This window comes from Winogradskyella eckloniae (assembly GCF_013249045.1).
Classification (GTDB): Bacteria; Bacteroidota; Bacteroidia; order Flavobacteriales; family Flavobacteriaceae; genus Winogradskyella; species Winogradskyella eckloniae.
This window is the reverse complement of sequence record NZ_JABRWP010000007.1, coordinates 1-26,491: the sequence shown is the minus strand read 5'-3', so window position 1 is coordinate 26,491 and position 26,491 is coordinate 1. Positions and strand designations below refer to the sequence as shown.

20 protein-coding genes are annotated in these 26,491 nt (G+C 34.3%); 4 read left to right on the top strand and 16 right to left on the bottom strand.

Going from position 1 to position 26,491, the window contains the following annotated elements; translation table 11 throughout:
• Nucleotides 1-33 precede the first annotated feature (33 nt).
• The 16 genes from HNV08_RS12210 to HNV08_RS12135 all read right to left on the bottom strand — a co-directional run bounded on the left by HNV08_RS12210 (nt 34) and on the right by HNV08_RS12135 (nt 15,532).
• Entirely contained in the window at nt 34-1,218 is a 1,185-nt protein-coding gene (locus HNV08_RS12210) for an SDR family oxidoreductase (protein WP_173281613.1), read from the bottom strand.
• Nucleotides 1,215-2,093: a glycosyltransferase family 2 protein gene (locus HNV08_RS12205; protein ID WP_173281612.1), complete on the bottom strand. Its 879-nt coding sequence runs from the start codon at nt 2,091-2,093 to the stop codon at nt 1,215-1,217. Before HNV08_RS12205 ends, HNV08_RS12210 begins: the two co-directional genes overlap by 4 nt.
• Nucleotides 2,093-2,764: a NeuD/PglB/VioB family sugar acetyltransferase gene (locus HNV08_RS12200; RefSeq protein WP_173281611.1), complete on the bottom strand. Its 672-nt coding sequence runs from the start codon at nt 2,762-2,764 to the stop codon at nt 2,093-2,095. The genes HNV08_RS12205 and HNV08_RS12200 overlap by 1 nt, the downstream gene beginning before the upstream one ends.
• A complete protein-coding gene (locus tag HNV08_RS12195; RefSeq protein WP_173281610.1) occupies nt 2,761-3,831 on the bottom strand; it encodes a DegT/DnrJ/EryC1/StrS family aminotransferase in 1,071 nt (356 codons plus the stop codon). The genes HNV08_RS12200 and HNV08_RS12195 overlap by 4 nt, the downstream gene beginning before the upstream one ends.
• A complete protein-coding gene (locus HNV08_RS12190) occupies nt 3,828-4,712 on the bottom strand; it encodes an alpha-1,2-fucosyltransferase (protein WP_173281609.1) in 885 nt (294 codons plus the stop codon). Before HNV08_RS12190 ends, HNV08_RS12195 begins: the two co-directional genes overlap by 4 nt.
• Complete coding sequence (locus HNV08_RS12185) at nt 4,713-5,558, bottom strand: hypothetical protein (protein WP_173281608.1); 846 nt, start codon at nt 5,556-5,558, stop codon at nt 4,713-4,715. It lies immediately after the preceding gene.
• Nucleotides 5,558-7,036, bottom strand: a complete 1,479-nt coding sequence (locus HNV08_RS16400; protein WP_173281607.1) for a lipopolysaccharide biosynthesis protein — start codon at nt 7,034-7,036, stop codon at nt 5,558-5,560. The genes HNV08_RS12185 and HNV08_RS16400 overlap by 1 nt, the downstream gene beginning before the upstream one ends.
• Nucleotides 7,037-7,182: 146 nt before the next feature.
• Complete coding sequence (gene rfbA / locus HNV08_RS12175; protein ID WP_173281606.1) at nt 7,183-8,058, bottom strand: glucose-1-phosphate thymidylyltransferase RfbA; 876 nt, start codon at nt 8,056-8,058, stop codon at nt 7,183-7,185.
• A gap of 74 nt (nt 8,059-8,132) precedes the next feature.
• Nucleotides 8,133-9,185, bottom strand: coding sequence for a dTDP-glucose 4,6-dehydratase (gene rfbB, locus HNV08_RS12170; RefSeq protein WP_173281605.1), 1,053 nt, complete (start codon nt 9,183-9,185; stop codon nt 8,133-8,135).
• Between the two features lie 55 nt (nt 9,186-9,240).
• On the bottom strand, nt 9,241-10,197 hold the full coding sequence (locus tag HNV08_RS12165; RefSeq protein WP_206677692.1) for a GDP-L-fucose synthase family protein: 957 nt from the start codon (nt 10,195-10,197) through the stop codon (nt 9,241-9,243).
• Nucleotides 10,190-11,305, bottom strand: a complete 1,116-nt coding sequence (gmd, locus tag HNV08_RS12160; protein WP_173281604.1) for a GDP-mannose 4,6-dehydratase — start codon at nt 11,303-11,305, stop codon at nt 10,190-10,192. The genes HNV08_RS12165 and gmd overlap by 8 nt, the downstream gene beginning before the upstream one ends.
• A gap of 145 nt (nt 11,306-11,450) precedes the next feature.
• Nucleotides 11,451-12,239, bottom strand: a complete 789-nt coding sequence (gene cysQ / locus HNV08_RS12155; RefSeq protein WP_173281603.1) for a 3'(2'),5'-bisphosphate nucleotidase CysQ — start codon at nt 12,237-12,239, stop codon at nt 11,451-11,453.
• 13 nt (nt 12,240-12,252) lie between these two features.
• The gene (locus tag HNV08_RS12150) at nt 12,253-13,509 is read right to left on the bottom strand and encodes a sulfate adenylyltransferase subunit 1 (RefSeq protein ID WP_173281602.1); all 1,257 of its coding nucleotides are present in this window, start codon (nt 13,507-13,509) and stop codon (nt 12,253-12,255) included.
• Nucleotides 13,510-13,592: 83 nt separating this feature from the next.
• Entirely contained in the window at nt 13,593-14,498 is a 906-nt protein-coding gene (cysD, locus tag HNV08_RS12145) for a sulfate adenylyltransferase subunit CysD (protein WP_173281601.1), read from the bottom strand.
• 5 nt (nt 14,499-14,503) lie between these two features.
• A complete protein-coding gene (cysC, locus tag HNV08_RS12140; RefSeq protein ID WP_173281600.1) occupies nt 14,504-15,094 on the bottom strand; it encodes an adenylyl-sulfate kinase in 591 nt (196 codons plus the stop codon).
• Between the two features lie 3 nt (nt 15,095-15,097).
• Nucleotides 15,098-15,532, bottom strand: a complete 435-nt coding sequence (locus HNV08_RS12135) for a DUF2061 domain-containing protein (RefSeq protein ID WP_173281599.1) — start codon at nt 15,530-15,532, stop codon at nt 15,098-15,100.
• Between the two features lie 511 nt (nt 15,533-16,043).
• On the opposite strand from HNV08_RS12135, the gene HNV08_RS12130 reads away from it, so the two are divergent.
• The 4 genes from HNV08_RS12130 (at nt 16,044) to HNV08_RS12115 (ending at nt 26,298) form a co-directional block, all read left to right on the top strand.
• Nucleotides 16,044-19,571 (top strand): T9SS type A sorting domain-containing protein, encoded by a 3,528-nt coding sequence (locus HNV08_RS12130; protein ID WP_173281598.1) that lies wholly within the window; start codon nt 16,044-16,046, stop codon nt 19,569-19,571.
• A 424-nt stretch (nt 19,572-19,995) separates the two neighbouring features.
• Nucleotides 19,996-23,490, top strand: coding sequence for a T9SS type A sorting domain-containing protein (locus tag HNV08_RS12125; RefSeq protein ID WP_173281597.1), 3,495 nt, complete (start codon nt 19,996-19,998; stop codon nt 23,488-23,490).
• Between the two features lie 166 nt (nt 23,491-23,656).
• Entirely contained in the window at nt 23,657-25,852 is a 2,196-nt protein-coding gene (locus HNV08_RS12120) for a T9SS type A sorting domain-containing protein (RefSeq protein WP_173281596.1), read from the top strand.
• A 281-nt stretch (nt 25,853-26,133) separates the two neighbouring features.
• Nucleotides 26,134-26,298, top strand: a complete 165-nt coding sequence (locus tag HNV08_RS12115) for a hypothetical protein (protein WP_173281595.1) — start codon at nt 26,134-26,136, stop codon at nt 26,296-26,298.
• The last annotated feature ends 193 nt before the right edge of the window (nt 26,299-26,491 follow it).

The following is a 26,491-nucleotide window of genomic DNA, read 5'->3' as shown; positions in this document are numbered from 1 at the left end:
TATAGATATTTATAAGATGTACTTTTTGATGTGTTACCACATCACTTGACCACCATTAATTCTAATAGTCTCTCCTGTGATAAATCCGCTCTTTGTTGAATCTGCTAAAAACACTATGGCTTGTGCAATATCCTCTGGAGCTGCTAAGCGTTTAAGTGGTGTTTTTGCAGCGGTCAATAATTTAATTTTTTTAGGTAAATCTGCATTTAAATCGGTGTCTGCAATACTTGGCGACACGGCATTTACTCTTATCTTTTTACTAGCTAAATCCGTAGCTAAAGATTTAGTTAAACCTAATAAGGCTCCTTTTGCAGTGGTATAATGCGCTAGTTTAGCAAAAGGCTGTTCTATAGATTGTGTTGTTATAAATACAACGCCAGCTTGTTTATGAGATAAATGATCTTCTAATCGTTGCGTTAATAAAAATGGAATCTCTACATGCAATTTTATTTGTATGGCAAAATCTTGCCAATCTAATGATTGAAAATCAATATTTGGAATCGAAGGACTAGAAGTATAAACCAAAGCATCTAATGTATCTGTATAACGATTTACAGATTCTAAAACCTGATCCACACCTGAATCTGAAGTTAAGTCACTCTGAATTAGCATTAAATTTTCTGGGTTTTTTAAAGAGTTCTTTAAATGATTTAGACCCGTTTTATTTCTATTATAATGGCCAATTACATTAAACCCTTCTTGTAATAACTGTTTTGTGACTTCTAAACCTATTCCTCCTGATGCACCAACTACTAAGGCTGTTTTTTGTACATCTTCTAATAGATCACTGTGGTCTTCTAATTCTTTCTCAAATGGAATTATTTTTACTTTAGCGTTACCTGTGGTTACTTTTTGCTTATTTTGATTAAAAATTACAGTAGATAATTCTATACTCTCTTCTCTATCATTTTTTTTAAGCACTTCTGCTATAACTGTTATTGTATCACCTATTCTAACTGGCAATAAAAACTCTAAACTTTGAGAAAACCAAAGTGCGCCATCGCCAGGTAATTTTGTTCCTATTACGGTAGAAATAAATGATGCACCAAGCATACCATGAGCTACTTGTTTTTTAAAGGCTGTTTTTTTTGCATAGGTAGCATCAACATGTAGACGATTATCATCACCTGTTAATTCTGCAAATTTATCTATATCTTTTGCGGTAATTGTATGTACGACTTCTGCTGTTTGCCCTATAAAAATTTCAGAATATGTCATTTAATATAACTTTTTACTAGTGTTTTATTGAAAAAAGAACCTCCATATTCGAAGTATTTTTTTCTCAAGTATTTAATATCATTTGGCCTATACGCTATAAGCTTTACTAGCGTATTAACAATAGATTCTTTTATCAATCCTTGTCGTTCATGAGATAAGTCTACATGTTCTAATACGGTCATTAAAACGTCTAATACATTTCTTAATTTGGCTTCCTGTTTTAATAATGAATGAACACCACCTTCATGAACGCGATAGACTGTTGTTACATCTGAAAGTCTATAGTAAGGTTGTTGACTCGTTATTAATAAATTTAAAGGCCAATCTCCAATTTTTAGAGGCGTCATCCAATCTAAATTAGATATAAGTTCTTTTTTAAAAAGAATCGTTTGAGAATTTATTTTATTAGATTGCCCTAAGCTTTCAAACGTAATGGTTTCAGCTTCTAAAATACTATCCTCGTAGGTGTTTTCTTTTTCGTAGAACCATCGGTTGTTGGTAGATACACCTCCATACTCTGGGTTAGCCTCTAAAAAATCTACTTGTTTTTGAAGTTTATGTTCATCGATCCAATAATCATCTCCTTCACAAAATGCAATATATTTTCCTTTACACGCTTTTAAGGTTCTTATAAAGTTTGGTAAAACACCTAGATTTTTAGAATTGTCTAATAAGGTAATATTATTATGTTTTTGAGCTAAGGCATTAATACGTGTGGCTGTTTTATCCGTGGAACAATCTTCACCAATTACAACATCGAATTTAAAATTAGTTTTCTGACCTAGTAAACTTTCTAAGCTTTGTTCTATATAATTTTCTTGATTATATGTGAGTACACAAATAGAAACCTTTATATTTTGCCCTGAGATGTCCATTATTTTAAAAATCGTTCAAATGGTTTTCGGTCTCTAATACGTTTTGCTGGTGAGCCATAGTAAAGGCCATGACTTTCTAAATCCTTAACGACTAAAGAACCACTTCCTACTACCACGTTTTCTCCTATTGTGGTTCTATCTAATATGGTTACACCTAAAGCGATTGCAGAATATTTACCCAAATTAAAATAGCCTCCTGTGGTAACACCTGCGGATAAAGAAGAAAAGTCTTCCATTTTACAGTTATGCTCTAAAGAACTATTTGTATTGATAACGCAATGATTTAACATGTTTGCTTCAGAATTAATAATTACGCCTGGCATTATGACGTTACCAACACCTATTTTAGCAGTTGGACTTATATAGGCAAATTTAGACAGCGCGTTAATAAAGGTAAAATCCTTGTTCTGTTCTAAAATTTCAAGAACTACTTTTTCTCGCAAATAATTATCTCCTAAGCCTACTATACCAGCCTCGAAATTATAGGTTTTTGCTAAGGCATTCACCTCGTTTTGTCTACCAATAACCGTGTAGCCATAGAATTGATTGCCAATGTCTATGACAGAGTCAATAATCCCTACAATTTGATATTCTGGCTGATCTTGTAAAATATCAATAATTACTCGCGTTTGCGGACCTGCACAGAATACTACAATGTTTGTTACTTTCAACTTAAAATATTTTTAACAATTAGAAATTGATTCTCTTCACTCAATTTATCATATAATGGTAATGTCAATACTGTTTTTGACCTTTGCTCTGACACTTCTAAAATAGTATCTGTCTTTGTATAATTTAATGTGTTTAAACTTGGATAAAAATAGCGTCTACAATAAATATGGTTATCGTCTAGTAATTTTTTCTTCGCCAATAGGTCTTTCTCAGATTTAAAAAATATTGGAAAATATGAATAATTAAAGCCTGTTTCATCAATTAAGTCTAAAGTGTCGTAGTGTTTTCCTAACTGCGCTCTGTACAACAACCACTGAGCTTTTCGTTTTTCTAACACTTGGCCCATATGCTTTAAGTTAGCGATACCCATTGCGGCATGAAATTCTGAGTTTTTTCCATTTATTCCAATACCCCAAAAATCTTCTTGTCCATTATGTCCAAAATTGCGCATATAGTTTATTTTGTGCGCTACAGCTTTAGTATTCGTAAATAACGCACCACCTTCTACGGTATGAAATAATTTGGTCGCATGAAAACTCGTTGTACTGATATCGCCGTATTCAAAAATAGATTTTCCTTTATAGGTGGTTCCAAAACAATGGGCTGCATCGTAAATCACTTTTAAATTGTGTTTTTTCGCAATGGCTGCAATGGCTTCTACATCACAAGGATTACCATAAACATGCGTCGCTAATATGCCAGTAGTAGTTGGTGTAATGGCCGCTTCAATTTTTCTAGGGTCAATATTACAAGAGCCTTCTTCTATATCTACAAAAACAGGTTTACAACCTTCCCACACTATACTACTTGTGGTCGCAACATAAGAAAAAGGTGTTGTTATGATATCTCCTGTGAGCTCTAAAGCTTTAATCGCAATCTGTATAGCAATGGTACCATTGTTGACATAGCTAAAATGTCCGTTGTAATTTAAAAACTTAGGAATTTCAGATTCCAGCAAATTAACTAATGGTCCACTATTAGTCAGCCAATTTCTATCATAGACTTCATCTAATAAAGCATACAATTCAGCCTTTGGAGGTAAAAACGGTTTGGTTACAGGTATCATATTAATATCCAGGTTTCAGGTATAAATTTTGTTTTTTCAAAGAAAGCCTGATAATCTTGATTTCGATACCATGCTCTAGGTGCTAATACGGTTTTATTTGGGTTTTTATTTAACCATGCGGACCACCAACTGAATGTTGAATTAGCAATAATATTATGGTCGCATGCTGCCATAAACATGAGATCATAATAATCCTTATATAATTCCCTTTCTTCAATAAAATAAATATTTTCTAAATCTTTAAATTCATTCCTAACCCATGGAATATCATCAGAAAAAAAAAGAAATTTAGTAGGCGTCTCATTTTTAGATTTAAAATGCTCTATACATCGGTTATAATAGTTACGGTCTAAAGTTTCAAATAATTGACTTGCTCCTTTATCAGATATATAATCTGCACGTCTTATATGTACCGAAACAAAATTATTTTGACGAATCCATTCAATCTTTTTCTTAAATAAGTCCGTTTTGAATTCGTCTTTTAATGCTATTTTCTCCAATAATACATCCCTAATTTCATTAAAATAAGTAGGGTTAGCAAAATAACCATTAAGATACTGATCCTTTGGATTTGCTTCTAAAATAGATACATCAACCTCTAAATCTCCTAAACTGTAATAACGTTTTGAATTTCTAGATTTTAAGGCATTAGTTAGTCTTTCAAAAACAGAAAGTTTTAAAAACCTATTTACTTCTCTTTTAGAACAAGTTTTATTCTCAATGTTAAATGAATTTAACCCAAATGTCCTACCATATGGATCGTTCTCAAAAGACTTTATATCAATTTTTAATTCTTGATTCCTTTGTTTTGCGATTGCTAAACTAGCAGCATATTCAAATAATTGATTTCCTAAACCACCTTTTAAATTAATGACTACCATTTATTTCAATTTTCTTTTTTGTCTAAAATAAAATTGTCCGATTCTTTTACCTATATATGTCAAATACGGAACATTATCAAAATAATTGACACCATATCCCATTTCGCTATTCACTTTTTTCATTAACGGATTAGCGTTTAAGTTCTTAATTCTTTTATAAGGAATAATCTGACGATTCATTGGACGGATCTTACTAATCTTTTGACCTCTACTATTCTGTCCTTTTTGAATATCTCCATTAACTTTATTATATGATGTAGCACTACTTATGACGTTCTCATATTCAATACCCATTTCGTCACACATCTTATTAAATACTAATTCTGGAGATTTTGTAAAATCTTCATATTTAAAGATAGGAATATTTAGTTGCTTTAAAGCAGTAATATAATTTTCATAATATTTAAAAAAACGGACATGATCTGGTTGACCTCGAGAAATCCACACATCTATAGCGTTTCTAACGAATCCAATTACTATTGGGTTAAGATGTTTTAAATCTTCAAGTATACTGAATGTATTCGTTGGATTATCATTATTCTCTTTGAGCGGTTCAAAATCCACAATAGACCAATCTCTAATAATTAATTGCTTATTGTTATTAATACAATGTGCATTTAATTCTGTAGCTAAATCAGAAAAAGAATCAGATTTTAGATCTATATCATACCAAGTATGCGCCTGACTCTTAATATCATATAAGGGATTTAACACATCTACGCCTGATCCACCACCTGATGAATTTACCTCAGACATCACGATGGTATCAGTTAAACTAGACAAACACTTATTAAGTATTGTACCACCTGAACGTGCATAACAAAGTATAATAATTGGTCTTTTCATTATCTTACAAAAATAACTTTAATTTTTTTCTTTACGCTACGAATATACGGATTCAAAAAAACCATAGTTTCAATCCAATCCTCATTTTTAGATTTATAATTAAAAAATATAAATAATACTCCAAATACGAAACTTCCGCATATTAGATTTAATAAATAATAATCTTTTAGAAAATAAACGAGAACATAAACCAAACCTAATGCTACGACAGTATATGCTAATTGTAAGAATATTTTCTTTAGTGGGATACTCATTTTTAAGTTAATTTCTTTTGATGCAAAAAACAAATCAGTAACACCAGTAATACCTGCATAAGCACCACTTACCAATACAAAACTAAATATCCCAAACGGAGCAGCTATTAAAAGTGTTATAGTATAAATAGTACGCTTAATCAATATATACCTTAAACTAAATTGAGATTTCCCTCTGGAAATTAAAATATTATTACTCACACTACTAATTGGCATAAAAAAGCCAGTAACACAAAGTATTTGAAGATAAGGAATTGTTTCCGCCCATTTTTCTGTTAATAGCAACAATATTATTTCTTTAGAATAAAAAGCTATTAATAGCATTATTGGCACATACACAATACTTAACAAGCCTATTGAAAATGAGAAGTACTTTTTGAGTCTCATCTCGTCATGTTTAATTTTTGAATAAACAGGAAAAAGTACTTTATTGAGCACTGATGTGATTGTAAGCAAAGGCAACACTTTCATTGATTTCGCTCTATTATAAAACCCAACGCTGGCAGGATTGTAAAATCTACCGATTATTAACACATCAATTTGCTCAAAAATACGCGCTACAAAATTAATACCTAATATATTCGCTCCAAACTTTAGGTAACCCTTTACCTTACTTAAACTGAAATACATACTAGGTCTTAATGGAGAGACAACCCAATAAATTATAGTCGTCAATCCTGCACTGACTAAATTCCTTATCACCAAACTAAGAACACCAAAACCATCGTATGCTAAATACAAACCTAAGCCTCCAGAAACAACATTGACAAAGACGCCAATCACTGTTAACTTCTTAAAATCTAAGTCTTTTTTTATTAAGCTTCCTAGGCTACTGCTCATTGAGCCAAAGATTAGCCCTATTGCAGATAATTGAAATAAAAACTCAAGTTGATTATCTTTAAAAAAATCGGCAAATAACCCAGAAGTAAAATACAGAAAAATAAAAAGAATGATGCCTATACCAAGGTTGAAAAAAAATATACTAGAAAAATCTTTTTTTGTAACACCACTTTTTTGAATTATTGCGCTACCTAATCCAAAATCCTGAATAACGTTAAGTACTGTTGTTATTCCCATTACAAGACCAATAAGACCAAACGCTTCAGGCCCTAAAAGTCTAGCTAAAACTATCGAAATTACAAAGGTTAGTAATTGATTGGTTACTTGCCCTAATAAACTCCATGAGATACCACTTACTACTTTGTTTTTAAGATTGTCTGCCACTTGATTTTAATTAAAGTTCAATAACAACTTTATTTTTCTTTGTTACAATTTTTAAATCAACACCACTATTTCAAGTAAACTAGCTTAAAACAATTCTTCAATGTTAAACTCTCGAGTGCTTTTATAAAATAATAAACTTTATATTACTATCGTCTTGCCGTAATCTTTTTCAAATACTCATAATAATCACCTTTTAGACTTGCGGTCGATGCTATAATTGACGCTTTAGTTACCCAGTTATAATTCATAGCAATCTCTTCTAAACATGCAATTTTAAGTCCTGTCCGTTTTTCTACTGCTTTCACAAATTCTGTAGCCTCTGTTAAAGCTTCATGTGTACCAGTATCTAACCAAGCAAAACCACGACTAAGTATTTGAAGTTTTAAATTCTCACTCTCTAAATAGCTTTGATTTACTGACGTAATTTCTAATTCTCCACGGCTCGAAGGCGTTACATTTTTAGCAACTTCAATTACAGAATTAGGATAAAAATATAAACCTACAACAGCATAATTTGATTTTGGCACTTCGGGTTTTTCTTCAATACTAATTACGTTTTTATCTGTATCAAATTCCGCAACACCATAACGTTCTGGATCACTTACGTAGTTCCCAAATACAATCGCTTTTCCTTGCTCTTCTACAGTCCTCACAGACTCTTTTAATATACTTTGAAGTCCAGCGCCATAAAAAATATTATCGCCTAGCACTAAACAGACATCATCATTACCAATAAATTCTTCTCCGATAATAAAGGCTTGGGCCAAACCATCTGGAGATGGTTGCTCTGCATATTCAAAATTAACACCAAATTTTTCTCCTGACCCTAATAGTTTTTTAAAATTAGGCAGATCTACAGGTGTAGAAATAATTAAAATATCCTTTATACCAGCTAGCATTAACACTGATATTGGATAATATATCATTGGTTTATCATAAATAGGTAATAATTGTTTACTTACACTAATGGTTAATGGATGTAACCTTGTACCTGACCCACCTGCTAATACAATTCCTTTCATTTATCTTAATTTATAATACACCTTAATTGTCACTTAAGATTTCTCTTTTACTTCCAACAAAAAATACTAAAATTTTAATCTGTTGAATACTGCTTTTTATAATAATCCTTATAATCTCCTGAAACTATATTATTCAACCAAGCTTCATTATCTAAATACCAATCAATAGTTTTCTCAATACCTTCTTCAAATTGAAGTGATGGCTCCCAACCAAGCTCTTCTTTTAATTTAGAAGAATCAATAGCGTAACGCATATCATGTCCCGCTCTATCTTTTACATAGGCAATTAATTTTTCAGATGTATGTTCTGCTCTCCCTAATTTTCTATCCATTACCTTACAAATTACCTTTATAAGGTCTATATTTTTCCACTCATTAAATCCTCCAATATTATAGGTTCCACCAATTTGCCCCTTATGAAAAACCACATCAATAGCTCTAGCATGGTCCTTTACATACAGCCAATCTCTCACATTAAGACCTTCACCGTAAACCGGAAGTGGTTTTTGATTTCTAATATTATTTATAAATAATGGAATTAATTTTTCTGGAAATTGATTTGGCCCATAATTATTAGAACAATTTGTCACAACTATAGGTAAACCATACGTATTTTGGTAGGCTCTTACAAAATGATCTGAACTCGCTTTTGAAGCTGAATATGGCGATTTAGGATCATAAGGTGTGTCCTCTAAAAAAAAGCCTTCCGACCCTAACGAGCCAAAAACTTCATCGGTTGAAATATGGTAAAACAATTTATCTGTATAATCATTCTTCCAACTTTCTTTCGCCTGATTCAACAATGTTAAGGTGCCCATTATATTGGTATTCGCAAACTCAAATGGATTAGAAATAGATCGATCTACATGCGATTCTGCCGCCAAATGCAGTACTGAATCTATAGCATATTTTTCAAAAATATCCTTCACTAAGCCTTGATCACAAATATCACCCTTAATAAATTTGTAATTTGCTTTATGCTCAATAGCACTTAAGTTCTCCAGATTTCCTGCGTAGGTAAGCGCATCTAAATTTATAATATTGTAGTCTGAATACTTTTCTACAAATAACTTAACAACATGGCAACCGATAAAACCAGCACCTCCAGTTACTAAAATATTCTTCATGGCAATTGTTTTTTGATTATGTAAGTATTGATATCCTTATAAAAACTATAGACGCCTACATTTTAATTTTTTTATAATCGATTTGATTGGCCTTAAACCAATCATACGTATCAACAATTCCTTTACTTAAAGTATACTTTGGTTGCCAACCTAGAGCCTCTAATTTAGAACTATCCATTAATTTACGTGGTGTACCATCTGGTTTTGAACTATCCCAAACTATATCGCCTTTATGACCAACGATTTCTTGTATGGTTTCTGCCAATGTTTTGATAGTAACATCTGTACCTGTACCCACATTATAAAGGTGTTCTGGCAATGTGTTTTCTACCGCAAAAACTACAGCTTTTGCCATATCATCTACATGTAAAAATTCGCGCATTGGCGTCCCACTTCCCCAGAGTTCTACAGGAGCATTAGTTGGTTTTGCCTCATGGAACTTTCGCATCATCGCAGGCAACACATGTGAGCTTTTTAAATCAAAATTATCATGTGGACCATATAAGTTGGTTGGCATTAAACTCACAAAGTCTTTACCGTATTGTTTTCTAATAGCTTCACAAGCTTTTACACCTGCAATTTTCGCTATGGCATACCACTCGTTCGTTGGCTCTAAACTATCCGTTAGTAAATACTCTTCTTTTAATGGTTGCGGTGCAAACTTTGGATAAATACATGAGCTCCCTAAAAACACAAACTTTGAAATATTTGCTTTATGAGCCGCATCAATTAAATTATTCTGAATCTGCAAATTCTCCATTAAAAACGGATAAGGATGCTCATTATTTGCTAAAATACCACCAACCTTTGCCGCAGCATCGATAATGATATCCGGACGTTCCGCATTAATAAAATCAATTACCGCTTGTTGGTTACGTAGATCTAAATTTTTACTCGTTTCACCAATGATATTTGTATAGCCATTAGCCTCTAGCGCACGCCACACGGCAGAACCTACCATTCCGCGATGACCTGCTATATATATTTTTGAATCTTTAGCTGTATTACTCAAAATAATTCATCGTTTTAAAACCGCCTGCTTCTAAGTACTGTTGCTCTTGCATTACCTTAATATCACCTTCCATCATATCCTTTACCAAATCAGCTAAATCATACTGACATTCCCAGCCTAGTTTTTCTTTCGCCTTTGACGCATCGCCTATTAACAACTCCACTTCTGTTGGTCTAAAGTAACGTGGATCTACCGCTAAGACTTCCTTACCTATTTCAACTTGATATTTTGGATCGTTACACTTGGTTACATAGGCTTTTTCATCCTCTCCTGTACCTTTAAACTCAAGTTCTATACCAACCTCAGCAAAACTCATATGTACAAAATCCCTAATTCTTGTTGTTTTTCCTGTGGCAATCACCCAATCTTCTGGTTCTTCAGCCTGTAGAATCATCCACATCATACGAACATAGTCTTTTGCATGTCCCCAATCACGTTGCGCATCTAAATTTCCTAAATGAAATTTATCTTGTAATCCTAATGCAATACGAGATACTGCTCTGGTAATTTTACGTGTTACAAAAGTTTCCCCTCTTATCGGAGATTCGTGATTAAACAAAATACCATTACAAGCATACATATTATAGGCTTCTCTATAATTTACCGTAATCCAGTAAGCATACATTTTTGCTACAGCATATGGAGATCTTGGGTAAAATGGTGTTGTTTCAGATTGTGGTACCTCTTGTACTTTACCGTACAATTCTGAAGTCGATGCCTGATATATTCTCGTTTTACTTTCTAAACCTAATAAACGAACCGCATCTAAAATGCGCAATGTACCTAAACCATCTGCGTTACCTGTATATTCTGGGATTTCAAAAGAGACTGCAACATGGCTCATTGCTGCCAAATTGTAAATCTCATCTGGCTGAATTTCTTTGATTAAACGAATAAGATTAGTACTATCCGTCATATCACCATAATGTAAGTAAAAATTTTGATGATCTACATGTGGATCTTGATATAAGTGATCAATCCTATCTGTATTAAACAACGAAGAACGTCGTTTTAATCCATGTACTTCATATCCTTTTTTTAACAAAAATTCGCTTAAATAAGCACCATCTTGTCCTGTTACGCCTGTAATAAATGCAACTTTACTCATCAATATTTATTTCAATTTAAGTGATTTGATAAAACCAATTCGTTTAGCACAAATTTACTAAAATAGTAAGACTATATAAATCATTTTGATTTTAAAATCAGTCAAATCAAATTATGGATAGAGAAACGTTTTTTATTTGTAAGATTTACTTTACTAAAAACCAAGCGTTTAATAATTCTTTTCGGTTATACAACATCGGTTGCTTTGTATTCCAATCCATTACCGAGAATCCTGCATGCTCACATATAGCTTGGCCTGCAGCCGTATCCCACTCCATGGTTGGTGCAAATCTTGGGTAACAATCTGCAGTACCTTCGGCAACCATACATAACTTTAACGAACTCCCTTTTGATATTAAATTCACCGCACCATGTGTCGCACGCATATCACTAACATAGGCTTCGGTTTCTGGAGACATATGAGATCGACTGGCAACAATAGTATAAGTTTTATCTGCACGTTCTAATGGTAATTTTACACCGGCTTTAACTAAACTATCGATACTATAGTCCTCTAGATTTACCGCTACTTTATAAGCTCCAATGTCTGAAGTGGAGAAATAAAGCTCTCCCAATACAGGTACATAAATCACACCAATAACCGTTTTTTGATTTTCAATTAAAGCTATGTTTACAGTAAACTCACCATTGCGTTTTATAAACTCTTTGGTCCCATCAATAGGATCTACGATCCATAATTGATGCCATTGTTGTCTTTCTTCATACGACATAGACTTCCCTTCTTCAGAAAGTACAGGAATTTGAGATGCTTTTAAGTGCGACATAATAACATTATGCGACGCTAAATCGGCCTTGGTCAAAGGCGAATTGTCACCTTTAAATTCTACAGCAAAATCCTCTGTGTGATAAATATTTAGAATTTCTTTACCTGCCTCTATTGCTGCCTCAATGGCTAACTTTAAATTCTGATCCATGTATCCCAAAAAATTAAATAATCATTCCAGCTCCAATGGTTTCATTGGTTTGCTCATCTATTAAAATAATACTTCCGGTCTGTCTATTTTTTTTGTAGGCATCATAAAACATAGGTTTTGCCGTTCTAATAGAGATACGTGCTATATCATTCATTTCAATACTAGTTACATCCTCCATACGATGTAGGGTATTGATATCTATTTTATATTTCAATTCTTTCACCATACCAATAGACTCATTTGTGGTATGTTTAACCACAACTTTTGTTCGGGCTTGGATTGGCTTAGTACTCATCCATGTTACCAATACTTCTATATCTTGGCCAATTTCTGGTACATTATTTTCTCTAACAATCATGTCACCTCGACTGTTATCTATCTCGTCTTCTAAGGTCATGGTTACAGACATTGGTGCAAATGCTTCCTCAATTTGCTCACCATTAAGTTCTATAGTTTTAATGGTAGATACAAATCCTGAAGGTAACGATTTCACTTTATCACCAGGTTTGAAAACACCACCATCTATACGACCAGCAAAGCCTCTAAAATCTTGATTATCTAATGTATGTGGGCGAATTACAGATTGAATAGGAAAACGACAGTCTACTAAATTATGGTCGCTAGAAATATGTACGGTTTCTAGATGATACATTAATGTACTGCCTTGATACCAATCCATGTTTTCAGAACGGTTTACCACATTGTCACCATTTAATGCTGAAATAGGAATAAACTGAATATCCTTGATACCTAATTTTGATGAAAATGCTTTAAAATCTGAAACAATGCCGTTATAAACATCTTCACTATAATCTACCAAGTCCATTTTATTAACACAAACAATAGCATGAGGTATTCTTAAAAGCGACGCAATAAACGCATGACGATGTGTTTGCTCTAGCATTCCTTTTCTAGCATCTATAAGTATAATAGCTAAATTAGCAGTAGACGCTCCAGTCACCATGTTACGGGTATACTGAATATGACCAGGTGTATCTGCAATTATAAATTTACGCTTAGGCGTTGCAAAATACCTGTACGCCACATCAATGGTAATCCCTTGTTCACGCTCCGATTTTAAACCATCAGTCAGTAGTGATAAATCAACATAGTCAAATCCTTTTGACTTACTCGATTCTTCAACAGCCTCTAATTGATCTTGAAAAATTGATTTACTATCATATAATAAGCGTCCTATTAACGTACTTTTTCCATCATCTACACTTCCTGCTGTAGTAAAACGCAATAATTCTATATCTTGATAATCCATTTTTTATTGTTGTTTGTTGTTAGTTGCACAGCTTTAGTTCACATCACTTCGCTAAAGACTCCACTTCCTATACGTTTTAAATTTTAAAAATAACCTTGTTTTTTACGATCTTCCATTGCGGTCTCAGCACGTTTATCATCTGCTCGCCCACCACGCTCTGTTGTACGTGTGGTCGCAATCTCTTCAATGATCTTTTCTAATGTATCCGCTTCAGATTCTACGGCTCCTGTTATTGGCATATCGCCACAGGTTCTATAGCGAATCGTCATATTTTCAACCGTTTCGCCTTCTTTTAATTTTATAAATTCTGAATTAGCCAAAATCACACCATCGCGTACCACGCAGTCACGCTGATGTGAAAAATAAAGTGATGGTAAATCTATATTTTCTTGCTTTATATATTCCCAAACATCCATTTCTGTCCAGTTAGAAATAGGAAATACTCTAAAATGCTCACCATAATTTTTACGCCCATTAAAAAGGTTCCATAATTCTGGTCTTTGATTTTTAGGATCCCATTGTCCAAACTCATCTCTATGTGAAAAAAAGCGCTCTTTTGCTCTTGCCTTTTCTTCATCACGTCTAGCACCTCCCATGGCTGCATCGACCTTATGGGCTTCTAACGTATCTAAAAGAGATACAATTTGCAACGAATTACGAGAAGCATCTGCACCTGTTTCTTCCTTTGCTCTTCCGGTATCTATGGCCTCTTGTACAGATCCAACAATAAGTTTCACTCCTAATTTCTCAACTAATGCATCTCTAAAAGCAATGGTTTCCGGAAAATTATGTCCTGTATCGATATGAATTAATGGAAACGGAATTTTCGCAGGATAAAATGCTTTCTTTGCTAAATGGGTAAGTAGAATTGAATCTTTCCCTCCAGAAAACAATAAAACAGGGTTTTCAAACTGCGCCGCAATTTCTCGTATCACAAAAATGGCTTCTGATTCTAATTCTTTTAAATGATTAATTACATAATTACTCATGTTACTTATTTTAATTTTTGAATAATAAAGTCTACTATATATTGTACAGATGTTTCAATAGATTGGTTATCTGTGATAATTTCAATATCCGGATTTTCTGGCGCTTCATAAGGCGCAGAAATACCTGTCATGTTTTTTATTTCTCCAGCTCTTGCCTTCTTATATAATCCTTTAACATCTCTTCGCTCACATTCTTCTAATGATGTATTGATGTAAATTTCTATAAAATTTTCGGCACCTACAATGGTTTTAATATTTTCTCTGTCTTTAATATATGGTGATACAAAAGCCGCTAAGGTTACGACACCTGCTTCTACCATAAGATTTCCTATTTCTGCAATGCGTCGTATGTTTTCTGTTCTATCTTCTGGTGCAAAACTAAGATCTTTATTTATACCTTGTCTAATATTATCACCATCTAAACTAAAGGTAGACATCCCAATTTTATGCAATTGTTGTTCTACTAAATTTGCTAAAGTTGATTTCCCAGAACCAGACAAGCCCGTAAACCACAATAACATGGCGCGATGGCCGTTTCGTTTTTCGCGATCTGCTTTTACAACATTGTAACTATGCTTTACCGTATTACTACTCATTTATTAATTCTGTTGATTTAATTTTTCTAATTGCTTTCGCTTATGCCTTTTATCTAACCCAAAATTTATACGGTACCATAATTTTTCATGCCCAAAATACAATAACATTTTAGTAATCACTTCTGCGCCTCCGATTTTTACACCTGTCATTGGATTACCTGTAATTATCCATCCTAAAAGTATCGTATCTATTGTACCAACGCCGCGCCACGAAAACGTCTTTAAGATATGACGTTTATTTGAAGACCTAATAGTAGATTTAAACCAAACCCTTTCATGTATATAGTATAAGATCATTTTTGTAAAGAGCTCACAAACGCCCATTAACATACCTACATTTAAGTCACTCGAAATAAACCACGACAAAAGTAGGGTATCTAAAGTACCTATTAAACGCCACGTAATTGTTTTTGCTAAATGTCTCTTGCTGAATTTCAATTTCTTTCTGTATTTAATAACAAAAGCTGACAAAACATGGTAGTTATATATTTATAATTTATGTCCATTAGACGACTTAGAGAACCATTATTTTTAAAGTTTCGAATTTATTAAATATACCTCTACAGATCTATCACTTAATTAGTCTACTTATCTTGTAGGATAATAAAATTGAGCGCAAATATAAATAATATGTCATTGACATTACCATAGTTCTGTACATTTATTGTAATTAATATCTAATATGAAATTATAACAATGTTACATTATTAATTCTTTAAAAATACACAAACATTATTCATATACAATTATGTGAACTTTAAATTTCTAAATCAAGTCGCTTCGACTGTAAGTATTTTATCACATAAAACATACCGTTCGTCTAAGATTCATATGGTCTAAATTTTTTAATTAACAATTTTTACTATCTTTGCGGCAACCAAAATCGACCAAAAACATTTACCTATCAAGAGGATAGCTATGTGTTTTTCTAGATTTAATTAAATAAATTATGAAAAAAACTTACTTTTTTTTGTTGGCATTCTCTATCTTTTCACTTGGATTTAGCCAAACAATCGTAACTGTTGATCGTCCAAATATCGTTGGACCAACTGCAACAGGTAATGACCCTTCAATTTCCTCAACGGGATTAGCAAGAGGGGCTGGCGTAATCTTAGCGAGCACCGGTCAAAACTTCACGGCAAGCCAATGGAACGCACCAACACAGGCGCAAGCAGAAATTGACAACGAATATATTGAATGGTCTGTTAACGCAAGTGCAGATAACGAAGTTATCATCACAGGTTTAGATATTAGAAATCGTAAAAACGCAAACGGCCCATCTAATTGGCAAATATTTTATAGCTTAGATGACTTTGCAACGGCAGGTATTGCTTTAACAACAGTACAAACTTCTGCATCGACGGCCACAGATTACTTTTTTAGTGGGTTTTCTATAAGCTCTGGCGCTGCAGGAAAAGTCACTTTTAGATTATACGCATGGAATTCATTAACTGGTGGTGGCTGGTTTAGAATCGCTAATAGAAACTCGTGGTCTGCCTTTGGTATTGCTAACCCTGGCGTAAGACTTATTGGATCTATAAATAGTACAACTATAAACAGTACCGATTCTGATATTGTAACAACAGGTTATAACCCAACAGATAATATAGACTATAACTCTTACACCGCGTCGTCAGGATTAACCATTTCTAACGCTATTAAAGTTGGAGAATTTTCAATTCGTGATGGTGGTGCTACTTTAGCGGATGCCGATCTTTTACCTACGGTATTATCCGACTTAGAATTTGGTTTAACAAACAGTCAAATTATAGAGACATTGGCCATTTTTGATGGCACTTTAAATGTTGCGGAAACGTCTGTAAGCTCTGATGTGGTTAATTTTTCTGGATTAGCGAGTATTTCTGCTTTAGACAATAGCTCAAAAACTTTTGATGTGTATGCAACTTTTAAGACTGTTGTTGAAGATAACACGCAATTTCAGCTGACTATAAATTCGGCTTCAGCTAATGTTGCTACAGGTTCTTCATTTGCCGATTTTAATGCAGGTGGTGCACAGACACCAATTGCTGGTGACGATAACAGAATTGAAGTTACGGCTAACTTTGTTGTATTTGATCAACAACCTACAGACACCAATCAATTTGTAATAATGACACCATACCCAACAGTATTAACTGTTGATAGTAATGGTAATTTAGATGAAGACTATAATGGTACCGTAACGATTTTAGCTGCAGGTTCTATGAGCCCTTCTTCTATTAACTACCCTGTAACTAACGGAATAGCAACATTAAACACAATAACCTTTACTGAAAAAGAAACAGTAACCACTATTGCAGCGTTAATAGGTGGTGTTGGTTTTGCAACAAGTAACGCATTTGATGTTAATGGCCCATTAATTACAATCGCTTATCAAGATTTTGATGGCAGCACACCAGAATGGACGTACTCAACAAGTATTCCTACTTTTGATAATGGTTGGGGCAATGGTTATTTTGGTGTTATCGATAGCGCCATAGCGTCACCTTTAGATTACGATTATTTTTCAAATAATATATTTGGAGAAAATGACTTAAATAATACTTCTGGTGGAACTACTGGTTTTGCGACAATTACATTTGATACCATTGATATTAGCGCCTATGACAATGTTACCCTAAGTTTTGATTGGGATATTCACGGCTATGATGCTAACGCAGATGATGCACAATACCGTTTAATCCTTGATGGTGTTAACCAAGCATACGAATACATTTTAGATGGCAACCTTATTGATACGGATCAAGGTACTGTATCTGTTGCCATCCCAAATACAGTAGGAACTATAGGATTACAAGTCCGAGTAAGAAATAACGGTTTAGACGGTTACTCTGGTTTTGATAATTTCAAATTATCTAGCGTATTTGATGGTTTATTATATACAGACAACGGCTGGACTCCAAATGCGCCATCGCCTTCTACTGGAAGTGACAACGCATACGTTTTAGACGGTACTTATACAGTCGGATCTCATATTCAAATTAATAACCTTTATATTAATGATGCAGCAACGACAAGTGTAGCTTCAGGGCAATCCATTACTACAAATTCTGCCATTATTAATGATGGTACTTTAGAATTACTATCTGTATCAACATCTTATTCTAGTTTAATTACGGATAATATTGAAGGTGAAGTTACATATTACCGTCACGTGAACCAGTTTGCAGACACCGGCTCTACAACGGGTAAAAACGATTTAGTGTCTGCTCCTGTTACCAACAGTAGTCAAACATTTTTAGCATTAAGAACAGCTAACCCACAAATCCCATCAGGAACTATAGGTGGTGTACCATCGTATTTATTTGGTCCTTTTGATAATAATGCGAATGCCTATGTTAACTATACAGCATCTGATGAACCTTCATTAATAGCGTCTGGAATTGGCTATAGAACAGCGTCTACAGCAGCAACAGGTTCTACTTTTGAATTTGTAGGTGATGTTGAAACAGGAAGCAAAAGTGTAGCTATTAACATCGGTTCTGGGAGTATCCAAAACTTAATTGGTAACCCTTACCCATCTTACATCTTATTATCTACCTTTTTATCTGAAAACGGTACAGCGATGCACCCAACCAATTACGGTGTTTACGGTTATAAAGGTGATGTAACAGACGGATTTATTGTATGGAACCAAGCGTATTCTGATGCTAACCCAACAGCTAAAATCGCTCCAGGACAAGGATTCTTTGTGGCTTCTAAATCTGGAGGTGCAACGATTAACTTTACACCTGCTATGAGAACCATTGGTACATCTGATGATTTTATCGTAGGACGTTCTGAAACGCAAAATTTAGCGAATTTAAGATTGCAAGTTGAAAAACAAGATGCCATCTATAGCACGGATTTATATTTTAATAATAATGCTTCATTAAGCATGGATCCTGGATACGATTCTGAAGTATTTGAAGCGACTTCACCAGAATTTTCGATCTACTCGCACTTAGTGCAAGACAATGTAGGACAAGATTTTGCTGTACAATCTGTTAGCTATACCGATTTAGATAATGTAACCATACCTTTAGGTATTAACATTGCACAAGGTGAGCAAGCAACAGTTAGCATTAGTGAAAGCGTTATCCCTGAAGATGTTGAAGTTACTTTAGAAGATAACGTAACGAATACATTTACAGATTTATTAGCTGGTGACTATACTTTTATACCTGGCTCTACACTAACAGAAACAGGTCGTTTTTATATTCATTTCTCTAGAACAACAACCTTAGGGACTACAGATAATCTTTTAAGTGGATTAGAAATTTACGCTGTATCTAAAACGATTACCATTAAAGGGCAATTAGACGAGGATACAACGTTTAACTTATTCGATATCCAAGGACGTAAGGTAAGCGCTAGTGAATTAAACCAAAGAAACACAGAACACACAATTGATGTTTCTAGTCTTTCTGCTGGGATCTATGTTGTGCAATTACAAAGCAACTTAGGAAGCAGAACGCAAAAAGTAATTATAAAATAAGGAACATAAAACACCTTAAAAACGAAAGCGCATCTTAACAGATGCGCTTTTTTTTATTTAATCTTATTAACCATAGCGTGCGATGAATATATTGTGATATTAACGATAAGACACCTCTAAAATTTCACAATCCTCAATTTCGTTTACTTTAAAGACACTAATACTACGTATAAGCCATGTGACCATATTCTACACTAAGTGTCTTATATAGTGTTATTAACGGTTTGTTAATATCTAAACATACAATAAAACTTCAGTTTTACTATATTTGTGATCCTAAAGCCGGCAGACTTAACCCTGTTTTGGACCAAATAACGATGAACAATCACAAGCAACGGTTTTAAGCCAAGCCGTGTAGTATAATTTTTTTGGTTATACTCATGACAACTTAAAGCTCGCGTTTTATTTATAACTAACTATTACAATGAGACATTTTTACGCGTTTTTATTACTTTTTTTAATTGGACATTTTGGGTTTTCTCAAACTACTATTTTTTTTGAAAATGGTGGAGGCTCAGCTCCAGCAGGTTGGACTTTTGAGAATAATATAACCACTAACGAAATTGATCGCACTAGCTATTGGTTGGTTGATGCCGGTAATCCGAGTGATGTTATTACCACTGCCACTTATGATTTATCAGCTTACACTGATGCTGAATTTACTATGAATATCCGCTCATTCGGTGGTGGAACTCATCTACAAGCAAAAATTGAGATATCCTATGATGGTGGTACAACATATACACAAACAGAAACCACCATTACAACTACAACTTCTTATACGAGTATAGGCACTATTACCTTAAATTCCGTTTCCAATCAAGTTGTTTTAAGAATATCAAACAACGGAACTTCTGGGAGAGGAGTAAGAATGCAAGACTTAGAATTAACGGCATCTGGGACCGCATCCACCAATGATACAGACACAGAAGTTTACGAAATTTCACCTCAAATAGCTGGTGCAACGGTAATAGCGGCAGATGTCACTACAGTAGGTACGGCTTTTGAAGTTTTAGGTTTTGAAGTACTCGATCAAGGTACAGCGGATGGCTTAGCGACCAACATAACCACTATGCGTTTTGTACCTGGTACTAACAACACTGCAGATTGGACAGATGCTATACAAGGTGCCACCTTAGTAGATGGAAATTCAGTAACGCATACACCAACAGTAACGGTAACAGATACTGAAATTGAGTTGGCATTTGGGACGCCTATTTCTGTCACAGACAATACAGCTCTAGAATTTTCATTAGGGATCTACCTTAATACAACTAATATCGTTGATGGTAGTATAATACAACTTCAGATAGACGAATCAGGTAGTTTTGATGCTGATACTTCAGGTTCTGATTTTGTGGACCCATACTTATTTGGTGATGTTATTGGAAATGATTTTACTATAGATGTTGTTTCAACAGAATTAGCTTACGTAGTGCAGCCTAGTACTACTATTATAAACACGGTTATGTCGCCAAACGTAGAAATTGCAGCTACCGATGCCAATGGTAATATAGATATTGATTATTCTGGTTTAGGGCACGACATTTCTGTAACCACAGATGGTAATTTTAGTGGTATAGCGACACTAACTGCAGAGGCAACTGATGGTATTGCTGTTTTTGACAACCTAGTTTTTGACACCTTAGCTACAGGTATTAAATTATCTGCGACGGATGATTCACCACTCATTACAGGTACTTATGATTCAGATTTGTTTGATGTAGAGAGTATTCCTGTTGGGCCTGTAACATTATGGGTAGAACCATTTACTGACAACTCCTTATATACTGTTACATTAGGAGGTGAAGGTAATGATGGTATAGCAGACTACTTACAAATTACTGACGGCTCAAACATTAACAAAACTTATACAGGTAATAATGGCAATTTCTTTGCTGGTCAAGATATTGATGATGGAGGCTGGACAAATAGTGCTTCACCTAGTCAATTAACATGGTCAAATATTGATATTTCGGATTATAATACGTTAAACTTTAGTGGGTCTTTTGCATCAGTAGGTGGAGGAATTGATGATTCAGACTACGTATTAATAGAATATAGTATTGACAATGGAAGTTGGACAAACTTATTAGCTTTTGAAAATAATGGATCAACATTTAATACCGATTTTTTAGAAGATACTGATTTTGATGAAGATGGTGATGGTACAGCGTTAAGCGATAGTTTTTCACAATTTACTAAAGCAATAGCAGGAACAGGAACTACATTAGACATAAGAATAACCTTCGCCTTAAATTCAGGTGATGAGGAAATAGCAATAGAAGATTTTTCTTTAACAGGCTTACCTGATGCTACAACATACACTTACGATGGTACAACTTGGTCACCAAGTGATCCAGATGGTGTATCTCTAGCGACAGAAGCTATTGTTATTGAGTCTGGAAGTACTTCATTGACTACAGACACAGACATTAATACTGTCACTATAAATCCTGGTGCTGGTTTAACGATAGATACTGGTGTTACTTTAACAGTTACTACAGACTTAACATTAGAATCTAACTCTACAAGTTATGCCAGTTTAATCTCTGATGGTACCATTTCGGGTACTGTAATTTATAAGAGACACGTTAACACCTTTAACAGTACTACAGGCAGTACAAATGGCCAAAACGATTTAATTTCTGCGCCTGTTACAGATGCTAGTCAGAACTTTGGGGCATTTAGAGCAACCAACACCAACATACCGTCTGGTACAGTGGGTGGTGGTACTACAACGTTCTATCTATTTGGCCCATTTGATAATAATGCCGCAACGAATCCGTATATTTTATATTCAGATGCCGATGATGCTATGCCAATTGCTGCTGGTATAGGATATAGAACAGCCTCTACAGACACCTCTACATTTACCTTTACTGGAGAGGTCTTAACAGGCAACGTCCCTGTTACAATTACAACAGGTAGTGAAACCGAATGGAATTTAATTGGTAACCCGTACCCATCTTATATTAACAGTGGCGATTTCTTAACGTTAAATGCAGCTAACTTGGATCAAAATGCCGTGGGTATTTATGGATACGATGGTGATGCGGCTAATGGATGGACAGTCGTTAACTACAACAACTTAAACACGAACACCAACCTAACACCTGGACAAGGATTTATGGTGGCTGCAGAAGCTGCAAGTGCCACTTTAAATTTCACGCCTTCCATGCGTACTGTTTCAGGTGGTGATGATTTTATTGCAGGTAGAACAACAGAAACTAATGCTTACTTAAGCTTACAGGTAGCGAATAGCGATGCTCAATTTACAACCGATTTTTACTTTAACGCTAACTCAACAAGATCTTTAGATCCTGGTTATGACGCTGCTATGTTTAACAGCCAGTTACCGAGTTTAAACATGTATTCGCATTTAGTTGAAAACAATATTGGCACTAAAATGACAATACAGTCCTTAAGTGAAACAGATCTTACAGATGTGATTATTCCTTTAGGTGTTCATGCGAATCAATTAGAGCAAATTACCTTTAGTATAGCGCAATCTACATTACCAAGCTCAGTTGAAGTGTACTTAGAAGATAATGTTACTAATACCTTTACTTTATTAACCGACGGTGATTATACTATAACACCAAATGCTAATTTAAATGGTACAGGTCGTTTCTATTTAAGATTTACAACTACCGCGTTATCTACTGCCGAAACGACTTTAGATCAAATTAGTATTTATAACAACCAAAGCGATAAAACAATTGTAATTGCTGGTCAATTAACAGAAACAACTACGGCCAACCTCTATGACATACAAGGTCGTAAAGTAAGCAGTACGTTATTGCAAAGCTCAAGCAGATCACAGACTATTGATGTGAGCAACTTAAGCACTGGTGTTTATATCGTAGAATTACAAAATGGTCTACAAAACAAAACACAAAAGGTGATTTTACAGTAAGGATTACCCGCACTTAAATTATATAAAAACGCACTAAATCTTTTAGTGCGTTTTTTTTGTGCTTCAAACTTTTTATTAACACTATAACGTTTGCGTAAATAAAGTTTAAATCAATCTAATTATATTCACAAACAACTAATAATCAGACTAATTTAAATTTTATAAAATGACAAAAAAGTACGCTTTATTTACGTTAATGCTTTTGTGCCTCTTTTTTATGCCTTCTGCATTTTCGCAACAAGACGTTTTTAGCAGAAGTGATGTTTCTACTGGAAATTTTGGTGATGGTCAACTGCCATGGTATTATGCAACGGACAACAATAGTCAAGGCGATCCGGATAGTGGTAATAGTACAAGAAACTATGTAAAAATTGGCCATAATAACAATACAACAATGTACACCAATGGAAGATATTATATGGTTGCAAGTTTAGATTTTCAAGCAAGTGCAACTTCACCAAGAACCATTAATAATTCTGGTGGCGGTTTATCTGCCTCTGGCGGCATTTATAACGCTACGTCCGCAACCCATGTTTTTAATACACCAATTGGAATTGACGGAACAACTGTTCAACTACACACTAACGCTTCAGGTGGATTAACATTTACGGAAACAATTTATATTAATAACAATACGGTTGAATTTGGGAACATGGGTTCTGGTAGTATTACCGTAAGTGGTGTTATGGTAGGTACTGGTAACCTCACTAAAGTTGGTACAAACACCTTAATTATCACCGGAAGTAACACCTATTCTGGTACAACTACTATAAATGAAGGTGTAGTTATTTTAAGTGGCGACTTATCCAATTCTGATGTTACCGTTAAATCTGGTGCAACACTAGAATTAGATGGCACCTCAACTGTGAAATCTATTACCGTTGAAGCTGGTGGCTATATTCAAGTCAATTCCGGCGCCACATTAACCGTTACGGATACGTTAATGTTACAATCGATTTCTAATTTATATGCAAGTTTAATCTCTGACGGCACCATTGTTGGCACTGTAAAATACAAGCGGTATGTCAATGCGGCTGCAGGTACAAGTGCTACAACAGGATCTAATGATTTAGTTAGCGCGCCTTTATCTGGTAGTTCGTTTGGTGTATTACGAAACGATGTGGATACTAACATATTATCAGGAACCGTTGGCACCACCACCACTTTTTATTTATTTGGTCCGTTTAATCCGTCTACAAATACCTATGACCTATATAGTGCTGCCGATGATGCTGAAATATTAGTCGCTGGTAACGGTTACCGTACAGGATCTGATGGTGGAGGCACCTATACTTTTACAGGAAATGTTGAAACTAATAGCATTTCTAAAAATATTGTTACACCAACAGGTGCTTCTGCAAGCATTTGGAATTTAATTGGTAATCCTTATCCATCTTATCTTAAACTAAAAGAATTTTTATTAGCAAACAATGGACAATTTGACTCTGGGAGTTCAGGGGTTTATGGCTATGATGGTGCTGCACATGATGGTTGGATCACTTGGAATTTGGCCTATGCCCTAGACCCTGTCAATGCAGGTGCTGTCATTGCACCAGGACAAGGCTTCTTTGTGGCTTCAAAATCTGGTGGTGGAATCGTTACCTTTGATCCTTCTTATAGAACTACCGGTAACTCAGACGATTTTATTTCTGGACGAAGCACCAATGCCGTTACCAATTTAGAGTTAACTTTAAGCAATGCAACGTCTTCTTTTGTGACCGATTTCTATTTTACAGAATACTCAACACAAGGTTTAGATCCAGGATTTGACAGTAGTTTATTTGGTGGAAGCGCACCAGACTTTTCAATTTATTCAGAATTATTAATGGATAATACCAATATTTCTATGTCTATACAAGCCTTAGGCGAAACCGATTATGCCAACGTTACCATTCCTTTGGGTGTAAACGCTGTACAAGGCGAGCAAATCACTTTTTCTATTTCAGCCAACACCTTACCTAACACTGTAGAGGTCTATTTAGATGATACCGAAGCCAGTACAAGTACCTTATTAAATACAAGCGATTATATAATAACACCTACAGACAACTTAAATGGCGTTGGTCGTTTTTATTTACGCACCACGGACAGTGCCTTATCTGTTATAGACAACGAGCAACAAAACACAGTAACTATTTACAATAATAAAGCGGATAAAACTTTAGGTATTCAGGGTACGTTATTAGAACAAACCACTGTACATATCTATGATATTCAAGGCCGTTTAGTCCACACAGCACTATTAGAAATACAAGATCGTAGCCAACACATTGATGTGAGCTCATTGACAAATGGCATCTATGTAATTTCGCTAAGAAATCGTGCACAAAATATTAATCAAAAAGTGCTTATTCAGCATTAAAAATGAGGTTAACAATGCGCTTTTTTATCCTAAAAAAATTGGGTAGAAAAGCGGTGTTAACTAAAAAAAATACGCTCAAAAAACCAAACACGTCAAAATTTCGTAAATAGCTTAGAATGTTTTATTTATAATATGAAAAAAAAAACGAGGTATTATTAAATAATTAATGACTATTGTTTGATTTTAAAAGGAATAAAAGAAATATTTGTAAACCTTTTCGTATTTTACTTTAATAAATAAAATAATTTACTATTTTTGAACTCAAATTTAGGGCAAAAGCCATGAAGAAAAACAACGACACAGATAAAATTACACGTAAGGAAGCCATTTCAAAAATGGGAAAGTATGCTGCATTAACTGCAGTCGGAACTTTTGTGATATTAAATCCTCTTAAAGCACAAGTAGCATCTTTACCAGCAGATCCAGGAGGAAACCCTTTCGATTAATATTCATATTTTATTTTGAACAATAGCTTATCACCGACTTATCAGAAATTGATTGGTAGGTTTTGAGTATTGTGGTATTCGGCATCTAACAGTTATAGTATTGTGGATACCGATTTTAAGTACCTCATAGATACATATCTTAATTCAGATTCACCTTTAGAATTTAATACTGTTTTACAAAACGAAGATCCTG